The sequence below is a fragment of the Dietzia sp. SLG310A2-38A2 genome, from assembly GCF_014145095.1.
Taxonomy (GTDB): Bacteria; Actinomycetota; Actinomycetes; order Mycobacteriales; family Mycobacteriaceae; genus Dietzia.
The window spans coordinates 1-2,375 of record NZ_JAALDX010000167.1; the positions used below are offsets into that span (position 1 = coordinate 1).

3 protein-coding genes are annotated in these 2,375 nt (G+C 68.6%); all 3 read left to right on the forward strand.

The genetic code is table 11. The features are described from left to right. Positions 1-459 (forward strand): UDP-N-acetylmuramate dehydrogenase (locus tag G6027_RS06580; protein WP_182636473.1); only part of this gene is annotated, 459 nt, incomplete at its 5' end. Between the two features lie 240 nt (positions 460-699). Then, positions 700-1,782 (forward strand): membrane protein insertase YidC, encoded by a 1,083-nt coding sequence (yidC, locus tag G6027_RS06585; RefSeq protein ID WP_182636474.1) that lies wholly within the window; start codon positions 700-702, stop codon positions 1,780-1,782. A gap of 403 nt (positions 1,783-2,185) precedes the next feature. Beyond that, a partial coding sequence (locus G6027_RS06590) for an ATP-binding cassette domain-containing protein (RefSeq protein ID WP_182636475.1) occupies positions 2,186-2,375 on the forward strand: 190 nt, incomplete at its 3' end.

Here is a 2,375-nt window from a genome sequence, read left to right on the forward strand (position 1 = left end):
CCGGGGGAGCGGACCGACCCCGCCCTGGTGCGGCGCACCGTACTGGACCTGCGCCGCGGCAAGGGGATGGTCCTCGACGACGACGACGCCGACACCTGGAGCGCCGGGTCCTTCTTCACCAACCCGGTGGTGCGCGAGGACGAACTCCCCACCGTGCGGTCCCGGGTCGCGGAGCGGCTGGGGGCCGAGCAGGCCGCGCAGATGCCCGCGTTCGCGGCGGCGGGAGGGGTCAAACTCTCCGCGGGCTGGCTGATCGAGCGGGCCGGGTTCGGCAAGGGGCACCCCTCGTCGTCGTCGCCCGCCCGCCTGTCCACCAAACACACGTTGGCGCTGACCAACAGGGGCTCGGCCACCGCGGACGACGTGATCGCGCTGGCGCGCGAGGTGCGCGACGGCGTCCGCGAGGCGTTCGGTGTGGAGCTGCACCCCGAGCCGGTGTGGGTGGGCTGCAGCATCTGACGCTGTTCGGCACTGCCGGCGCCGTGCCTGCCGTGCACGCTGCCGCGCTCCGACCCTGCAGCTTTCCGACCCTGCAGCTTTCCGGGCTGCCGCTTTCCGGGCTGCCGCTTTCCACCCCGGCCCCCACCGTTCCCTTCGGCCCTGGCACGCTGGGGGACGGCCTTCTAGTGTTGACCCGGCCTGTCCCGCCCCACCCCGCGCGCCAGCTCCGGCGCCACCGTCCCATCTGGAGATTCGCCCGTGGACCTCTTCGCGTATCCGGTGTCGCTCGTCATGAAGTTCTGGCACTGGGTGCTGAGCTTCGTCGTGGACCCCGGTTCCGGCGTCGCCTGGGTGGGCTCGGTGCTGTTGCTGGTGGTGACCGTGCGACTGCTGCTCATGCGGTCGATGTACCGGCAGCAGTACTCCATGCGCAAGATGGCGCAGATCGCTCCCAAGATGAAGGAGCTGCAGAACAAGTACAAGGATCGCAAGACCCCCGAGGACCGCCAGGAGCAGGCCAAGGAGATGCAGGCCCTCTACGCGGATGCCGGGGTCAATCCCGCCGCCGGGTGTCTGCCGCTGCTCGTGCAGATCCCGGTGTTCCTGGGCCTGTACTACGTGCTGCTCAACTTCTCGCCACGTGGGGTGTCGATCGAAGAGGCCTCGACCATGACCAACGGGGCGTTCCAGCCCGAGCAGGTCGCCTCCTTCCTCAACGCTGAAATCTTCGGGGTCCCGCTGGCGTCGTACATCCGGATGCCGCAGGACGTCATGGACTCCCTGCACCCCGGGCTGGTGCGCGAGGACATCCTCATGCTGGCCGTGCCGCTGTTCGTCCTGGCCGGCATCGCCACCTTCATCAACATGTGGAACTCGTTCCGCCGGCAGAAGGCGGCCAAGGCGGCCGAGCAGGAGGCGATCGCACAGGTCGACGCCGACGAGAAGGCGGGCGGCCCGGTCGTCGACGGCGAGGTGGTCGAGATCGACGGCGAGAAGCCGGAAGACCCCGACAAGGCCGACGACGCTGCAGGCACCAATGGGACTCCCGCCACGGTCGGCGCGGCGGGCTCCACGGGTGCGGCGGGCAAGCCGCAGGATTTCCAGTCGATCGCCGAGTCGATGACCGAGTCGATGAACCAGTCGATGAAGATCATGATGTACCTGTTCCCCTTCTTCCCGATCGTGGGCGCGTACTTCTTCAACTTCCCCATCGCGATCGGCATCTACTGGCTCACGAATAACATCTGGACCGCGGTGCAGTCGCACTTCTTCATGGAGAAGCTGGAGAAGGAGCTTCCCATGACCAGCCGCGAGGGCCTGCCCCCCAGCGCGTTCATGTGAGCTAGGCCCCCGCCGCGAACCTCCAGTGGTCGTGATCATCGCGCCGGAGGTCGCAGCTGGCGAGGCGATCAGGCCGATTCTCCGCGCTAGCTGCGACCAGTATCCGGGCCGGGGCTCGCCTGCTCTCCGCACCGGGTTGGTCCCATCGGTCTCGAGGGGCCCGGCGAGTCGTCGGAGCACGCGCAATGTCGGCTCCCCAGCCCAGCGAGCGTGACCGTCCAGCCCTTGCCTCCGGTCTCCCCCGGGCGTACCGTGCACAGCGGAAGTCGGCAGGCGCACGACGCGACCGCGGAGAGATCCCGGTCGCGAGGGGTGCCAGCCGAGAACTCGACACGAGGAGACTTCAGGACAGTGCTCGACCCCAGGTGAGACCCGGCCCACCCGCCACCTCCCTGGAGTACCCATGTCTTCCCTCGTCCTGTCGGACGTCGCGTACGCGTTCCCCGACGACACCCCACTGTTCACCGGACTCGACCTCGCGTTGCGTCCCGGTTCGACCGCCGTCGTCGGTCGAAACGGCGCCGGCAAATCCACGCTGCTGCGTGTGATCGCCGGTGAACTCCCGCCCTCCACCGGATCGATCTCCGTCGACG